Consider the following 6,753-nt stretch of genomic DNA (forward strand, 5'->3'; position numbering starts at 1 on the left):
TTATGCAAATAAAGAAAGTCAGCGGTTCAGTCAAGGATCTGATTCGCTCTTTCACGGTGCCTAATATCAAATAATTCATCACATGGACCATCCCGTCCACTCAATGGGGTATAAATTTGACAGCAGGTCTCCTGACTCACGGTAATCAGAATATCGGCCTTCCCATAAAGATTCGCTTTACAGTGACCTGCAACAAAATATGCTGCACGAGGATATTCTGCATCCGCCTACAGTTGCGGGGGCAGTCATGGAATGGGATTGCAATAATCCGCACCATGTTCCTATTCATTACAATGTTGGTGCAATGAAATACTGTCGAAAAAGACTGTATCGGCATTTGTTAACAAGATCAATCGCAAGGGGAAAGACGAATTTTATTGAGTGGGATAAATTTTAGTTGTTGTTTATCAATGCGTTATGTTTTTTTTGAGGATGAAATTGCGGATGTCGAAATGTAATAATGAAAAGCTAAATGAGAATTGATTGACATTGATCAAGTAATATTCTTATTCATGCGTGATTTACGTGATCTCTCCATATGCACTAATTGCCAGTCATCGTGCATATCCATCACAACCTGAAAATGATTACGTCGCCAGAATGAATAACCTCCCGGTAAAAAATGATGGGTATGTAAGTATAATAAGTTGTACCGCTGCTGCTCGCAGAATGTTTCAGCAAAAGCGAGTAACTGACGTCCAATACCTTTTCTGCGGTAACGTTTGTCCACATAGCAGCGACAAATTTCTGCCGTTTCTGTCAAAATATAGCGTCCGCGAAGTTCGGCTATACGGTCGTCATATTGGCAGACGGCCAGGGTCGCAATGAGTTCCTGCTTTTCGCTCCAGGCGCACAGCAATACATTGCGCTGCTGTTGAATATACTGCTGTTGCAGGTTAAAAACATCCTGTCCGGGAGTAGGGGCAGGTCTGTCAGCCGCAAAAAATTCATTCAGATGTTGAATCAGAAATAACTGAACCGCCGGAATATCTTCTCCGGTCATTTCACGTAGCGTAAATGAAATCACGAGTTGTCGCTCTTATTTGCAGAAACTGAAAGCTGATAATAACAACACGGGAGGGGAAAAACAGGGGATAGAGCGGAAAATGTTACCGGCCTGTACAGGAACAGACCGGTAAGCGCAAAAAGATTATAAATCAGCCAGCGCCGCGTCGCGGTTCGGGAAAAAGGCCAGACGACCCGGAATCGGCTTAATGCCAGCGCGCGCCATCGTGCGCAGCGGCTGGAACTCAAGGTTACTTACGCGCAGTTCGCAGCCTTCTGGCAATCTTTTCACAAAGCGCTGGAAGGCATCCAGACCACCTGCGTCCAACACCGGTACCGCGTCCCATTTCAGTACGACAATGCGTTTGCCTTCGATGCGTGACTCCAGATCGGTAAACAATCCTTCAGCGGCTGCAAAGAACAGTGGGCCGATCACGCGCAGCACCAGTACATCATCGGGGACCTCGACGTTAACCGCTGCCAGTCGCGTCATGCGTGCGATACGGCGCATAAACAGTAACGAGGCCAGCACAATCCCGACGCTGATGGCAATGACCATGTCAAACAGCACCGTCAGTGACATACACATCATCATCACAATGATGTCGTCTTTGGGCGCATGACGCAGCAAATCCACAACTTTGTGCGCTTCACTCATGTTCCAGGCCACCATCAGCAGCAGGGCCGCCATCGCCGACAGCGGCAGCCATGAGAGCAGCGGTGCCAGCGCCAACAGCGCCATGATCACCAGCAGCGCGTGGATCACGGCGGAAATGGGGGATGTTGCGCCAGCGCGGACGTTTGCCGCCGAACGGGCAATCGCCGCCGTTGCGGTAATCCCACCAAAGAAGGGGGCGACAATATTACCCAGGCCCTGACCAATCAGCTCGCTGTTGGCTTTGTGTTTCGTGCCGGTCATTCCGTCGAGCACCACGGCGCAGAGCAGGGACTCGATTGCCCCCAGCATGGCCATTGAGAAGGCCGCCGGAAGCAGGGCGCGCAGGGAATCCCAACTCAACGTGAAATCAGAATCCGGCAGGTTCCACGGCAGCACCAGTTGCGGCAGCAGTTGCGGTATCCCGTTGCCCTGTGAGCCGTCGGCCAGAATATAGTGGAACTGAGAACCAATGGTGGCAACGTGGCCGCCCAGCAGGTTGACGATCCCCATGACAGCACAGCCGGCGAGTAGGGCGGGCAGGTGGCCCGGCAGGCGAATGCCCAGACGCGGCCACATCATCAGCGTGCCCAGCGTGACCACCCCGATGGCGGCATCGCCCAGGTTAATGCTCGGCAGAGCCATAAATAGCGCGCCGACTTTTTGCAGATAGTGTTCCGGAACGTGGGCCATCTGCAAACCGAGGAAATCTTTGATTTGCATGGTACCAATGGTGATACCAATCCCTGAGGTAAAACCTAAGGTAACTGAGACCGGGATGTACTCAATCAGGCGGCCAAAGCGGGCCAGGCCAAAGAGGATCAGGAAGACCCCGGACATCAGCGTCGCGACAAGCAGGCCTGCCAGCCCAAATTGTTGTGAAACGGGGTAGAGGATCACCACAAACGCGGCGGTCGGGCCTGAGACGCTAAAACGCGAGCCCCCGGTTAAGGCAATAACAATCCCGGCCACAGCGGAGGTATAAAGTCCGTACTGCGGCGCGACACCACTCCCGATAGCCAGTGCCATCGCCAGCGGGATAGCAATAATCCCGACGGTGATCCCGGCAATCACATCACGGGTAAACCGTGAGGCGGTATATTTTTCTTTCCAACAAGCGTCGATGAGGGCGCGGAAAGGCATCACATGTGAGGAAAAAATTCTGTTCACAATAATGTTTCATCCATGAGCGCATCATCTGTCAACTCAATGAAATGGCGGGTTGGCAGGTGAAGGAGGCATAAGTCATACAAATAAAGGTTACAGACAAAAAAACCCGCCGCAGCGGGTCTTTGAGCCGGGTTCGATTAATGCTCGAACATAGCAGAAATCGATTCTTCGTTGCTGATACGACGAATCGCTTCGGCCAGCATACCCGACAGGGTCAACGTACGCACGTTCGGCAGTGCTTTGATTTCGTCGGTCAGCGGAATGGTATCGCAGACAACGACTTCATCAATCACAGAGTTACGCAGGTTGTTTGCCGCATTGCCTGAGAAGATCGGGTGAGTGGCATAAGCAAATACGCGTTTTGCACCACGTTCTTTCAGCGCTTCAGCTGCTTTACACAGCGTACCACCGGTGTCGATCATATCGTCAACCAGCACGCAGTCACGACCCGCTACGTCACCGATGATGTGCATCACCTGAGAGACGTTTGCACGCGGACGGCGTTTGTCGATGATCGCCATATCGGTGTCATTAAGCAGCTTAGCGATAGCGCGGGCACGCACGACGCCACCGATGTCCGGAGAAACCACAATCGGGTTATCCAGATTCAGCTGCAGCATATCTTCTAACAGAATGGGGCTACCAAATACGTTATCAACCGGTACGTCGAAGAAGCCCTGGATCTGTTCAGCATGCAGGTCAACGGTCAGAACGCGGTCAACGCCGACGCTGGACAGGAAATCAGCGACAACTTTTGCCGTAATCGGCACACGAGCGGAACGTACACGACGATCCTGGCGCGCATAGCCAAAGTAAGGGATAACGGCGGTGATACGGCCTGCGGAAGCACGGCGCAGGGCATCAACCATAACGACCAATTCCATCAGGTTGTCGTTCGTTGGAGCACAAGTGGACTGGATGATGAAAATATCACCACCGCGTACATTTTCGTTAATTTGTACGCTGACTTCGCCGTCGCTAAAGCGACCTACAGCGGCGTCGCCGAGAGAAGTGTACAGGCGGTTGGCAATACGTTGTGCTAGTTCCGGGGTGGCGTTACCAGCAAAAAGCTTCATATCAGGCACGAGAAGAACCTCAGGCATGCGTCCATTGGTGGAAAGAGTTTGCCAAAAACTGTGCGGGCCAGGCAGGACTCTCTCCATGCGGTGTATTAACGAGCGCGATGCAACGTCTGGAACAGGGTGACGTTGTCACCGAAACTCAGCTTGCCCGGCTTACCCGTCATCATTTATGTTTTATGTGCGCTGGGTTCAAGGCCTCACACCAGTCACATACTGATGTATGCGGCTGGCAATTCGTCATCTCGCCAACGTACTGAAACTTCAATGAGTTAGAGTAACGCTCTATGCAGTGGAGAGAGGTTGACACCCTTCGCCACAAAGGCATTGAGCCATTCCGGGGCTTGCTCAAGCACCTGCCGGGCACGAGACTCTGTATCGAATTCAGCAAAGACACAGGCTCCTGTACCAGTCAGGCGCGACGGCGCGTATTCTAACAGCCAGGAAAGCGCCGCATCAACCTCGCGAAAACGTTTTCTTGCGATAACCTCGCAATCATTGCTGAATTCACATTTTAATAACGTTTCTATTGACCTTTTTGGCGTATTACGGGGGAGGTCGGGATCGTTAAAAATCATCGGCGTTGGAATACTGACGCCAGGATGAGCCACCAGGTACCATTTTTCGGCCGGTTCCACTGGGGTCAGGATCTCTCCGACGCCTTCGGCAAAGGCGGCGTGTCCGCGGACAAACACCGGCACGTCAGCCCCGAGCGTTAAACCGAGCTCGGCCAGTTCGTCCAGCGACAGACCACACTGCCAGAGATGGTTTAGCGCGACCAGCACGGTTGCCGCGTTCGACGATCCGCCGCCCAGGCCTCCGCCCATCGGCAGACGCTTTTCGATACGGATATCCGCACCGCTACCGGCTGGCAGCCGACCGCGCTCTGCGGCTGTTTTCATCAGCAGTCGCGCGGCACGGACGATCAGGTTGTCTTCATGTGCCACGCCGTCAACCGGCGTCAGGAGATGAATTTCGCCGTCGCGACGCGGTTCCAGGCTGAGGGTGTCGCCATAATCGAGGAACTGAAACAGCGTTTGCAGCGTGTGATAACCGTCCGCACGTCGTCCGGTGATGTATAAAAACAGATTCAGTTTTGCCGGAGAGGGCCACTGGGTCATCATTTTACAATCCAGTTATCCATTTTCAGCTTGATACGCTGAGCACCGTCGGAGAGTTCCATATTGGCCGGCATTGCCGGGGAGGTTTTGCTGTCGTACGCGCTATAGACCACTTTCCAGTTTTTTCCGTCCTGGCTGTAGTTCACTTCGCTCAGGCGGTACTGATCGTCGAGTTTATAGTCGGTCGCGTCGCCCGGCAGGCCAAGGATCCACTGACGCAGGCTGTTCAGCGGGATCGGCATACCGGTCAGCTTGCCGATCATCTCTTCGGCATCGTCAGCGGTATAGCGCTGGCCTTTATTGTCCATCAACTGCACGTTACCCGGCTGCGCGTTCAGTTCAAGCTCAGTGCTGCCAAGCGGGTTGGTCAGCAGCAGGCGATAGCTATCCTGGCCGGTCTGCTGCCAGAAAAAGCGCGCATAGACCTTCTGCTCGTCGGAAATATAGGCAAACGCGCCGCGCGTCTGATACTGATTTAACTGGCGGACCTCCTGCTGATGTTGCCGCCATTGAGGAGAGTCCGGACTTTTCCCCGGGCCTTTCGGCGCGTTGATCGTACAGGCGGTCAGAACCAGGGTTGCCAGCGGAAGCAGGCGGATCAGGCGAAAATCAGGCAGGGTCATAATGATGACGAATCCTTGTGATACGTTGCAATAATAACCCTTAATGCTAGCGCCGCGCGGGTATATCGTCTACGTTCACGTTATCTTAATTTAAGCAATAAGCGATTACTCCAAAAGGGGGCACTCTCTTTTATTGATTCCGCGCATCCTGTATGATGCGAGCAGACTAACCATATCAACGCTGGTACTACTCCCGCAGACATGACCCTTTTAGCGCTCGGCATTAACCATAAGACGGCACCTGTATCGCTGCGAGAACGCGTAACGTTTTCGCCAGATACGCTCGATCAGGCGCTGGAAAGCCTGCTTGCGCAGCCAATGGTGCAGGGCGGCGTGGTCTTGTCGACGTGTAATCGCACGGAGCTGTATCTGAGCGTGGAAGAGCAGGACAACCTGCAGGAAGCGCTGATTCGTTGGTTATGTGATTACCACAATCTTGATGAAGACGATCTGCGCAGCAGTCTCTACTGGCACCAGGATAACGATGCAGTCAGCCATCTGATGCGTGTCGCCAGTGGTCTGGATTCGCTGGTACTCGGTGAACCACAGATCCTCGGCCAGGTGAAAAAAGCGTTTGCGGATTCACAAAAAGGCCACCTGAACGCCAGCGCGCTGGAACGTATGTTCCAGAAATCGTTCTCCGTTGCCAAACGGGTTCGTACCGAAACCGATATCGGTGCCAGCGCCGTGTCCGTTGCGTTTGCCGCCTGTACGCTGGCGCGCCAAATCTTTGAATCACTTTCCACGGTCACTGTGCTGTTGGTCGGCGCGGGCGAAACCATCGAACTGGTGGCACGCCATCTGCGCGAACACAAAGTGCAGAAGATGATTATCGCCAACCGCACCCGTGAGCGGGCGCAGGTTCTGGCCGATGAAGTGGGTGCTGAAGTGATCGCACTCAGCGACATCGATGAACGTCTGCGGGAAGCTGACATTATCATCAGTTCAACCGCCAGCCCGCTGCCTATCATTGGTAAAGGGATGGTGGAGCGTGCGCTGAAAAGCCGCCGAAATCAGCCGATGTTGCTGGTGGATATCGCCGTTCCGCGCGATGTCGAACCGGAAGTCGGTAAACTGGCTAACGCTTATCTCTATAGCGT

At 53.4% G+C, this 6,753-nt stretch carries 6 protein-coding genes and 1 riboswitch; of the genes, 1 reads left to right on the plus strand and 5 read right to left on the minus strand.

Annotated features, from left to right (window positions below):
- Positions 1-104: 104 nt before the first annotated feature.
- Positions 105-332, minus strand: a riboswitch (cobalamin riboswitch).
- A gap of 161 nt (positions 333-493) precedes the next feature.
- From AB7E14_RS18315 to lolB, 5 genes are all read right to left on the minus strand, one after another.
- Positions 494-1,003, minus strand: coding sequence for a GNAT family N-acetyltransferase (locus AB7E14_RS18315; RefSeq protein WP_043001918.1), 510 nt, complete (start codon positions 1,001-1,003; stop codon positions 494-496).
- 147 nt (positions 1,004-1,150) lie between these two features.
- Positions 1,151-2,830: a C4-dicarboxylic acid transporter DauA gene (gene dauA / locus AB7E14_RS18320; RefSeq protein ID WP_071888393.1), complete on the minus strand. Its 1,680-nt coding sequence runs from the start codon at positions 2,828-2,830 to the stop codon at positions 1,151-1,153.
- A 137-nt stretch (positions 2,831-2,967) separates the two neighbouring features.
- On the minus strand, positions 2,968-3,915 hold the full coding sequence (prs, locus tag AB7E14_RS18325) for a ribose-phosphate diphosphokinase (protein WP_001518537.1): 948 nt from the start codon (positions 3,913-3,915) through the stop codon (positions 2,968-2,970).
- Positions 3,916-4,181: 266 nt separating this feature from the next.
- Positions 4,182-5,033 carry a 4-(cytidine 5'-diphospho)-2-C-methyl-D-erythritol kinase gene (gene ispE, locus AB7E14_RS18330; protein WP_043000478.1) on the minus strand — a complete coding sequence of 284 codons (852 nt, stop codon included), beginning with the start codon at positions 5,031-5,033 and terminating at the stop codon, positions 4,182-4,184.
- Positions 5,030-5,653 carry a lipoprotein insertase outer membrane protein LolB gene (gene lolB, locus AB7E14_RS18335; protein ID WP_316961726.1) on the minus strand — a complete coding sequence of 208 codons (624 nt, stop codon included), beginning with the start codon at positions 5,651-5,653 and terminating at the stop codon, positions 5,030-5,032. The genes ispE and lolB overlap by 4 nt, the downstream gene beginning before the upstream one ends.
- Before the next feature lie 201 nt (positions 5,654-5,854).
- Here lolB and hemA point away from each other — a divergent pair.
- A partial coding sequence (hemA, locus tag AB7E14_RS18340) for a glutamyl-tRNA reductase (RefSeq protein ID WP_428169765.1) occupies positions 5,855-6,753 on the plus strand: 899 nt, incomplete at its 3' end.

The organism is Citrobacter sp. (genome assembly GCF_050252275.1).
GTDB lineage: Bacteria > Pseudomonadota > Gammaproteobacteria > Enterobacterales > Enterobacteriaceae > Citrobacter_A > Citrobacter_A amalonaticus.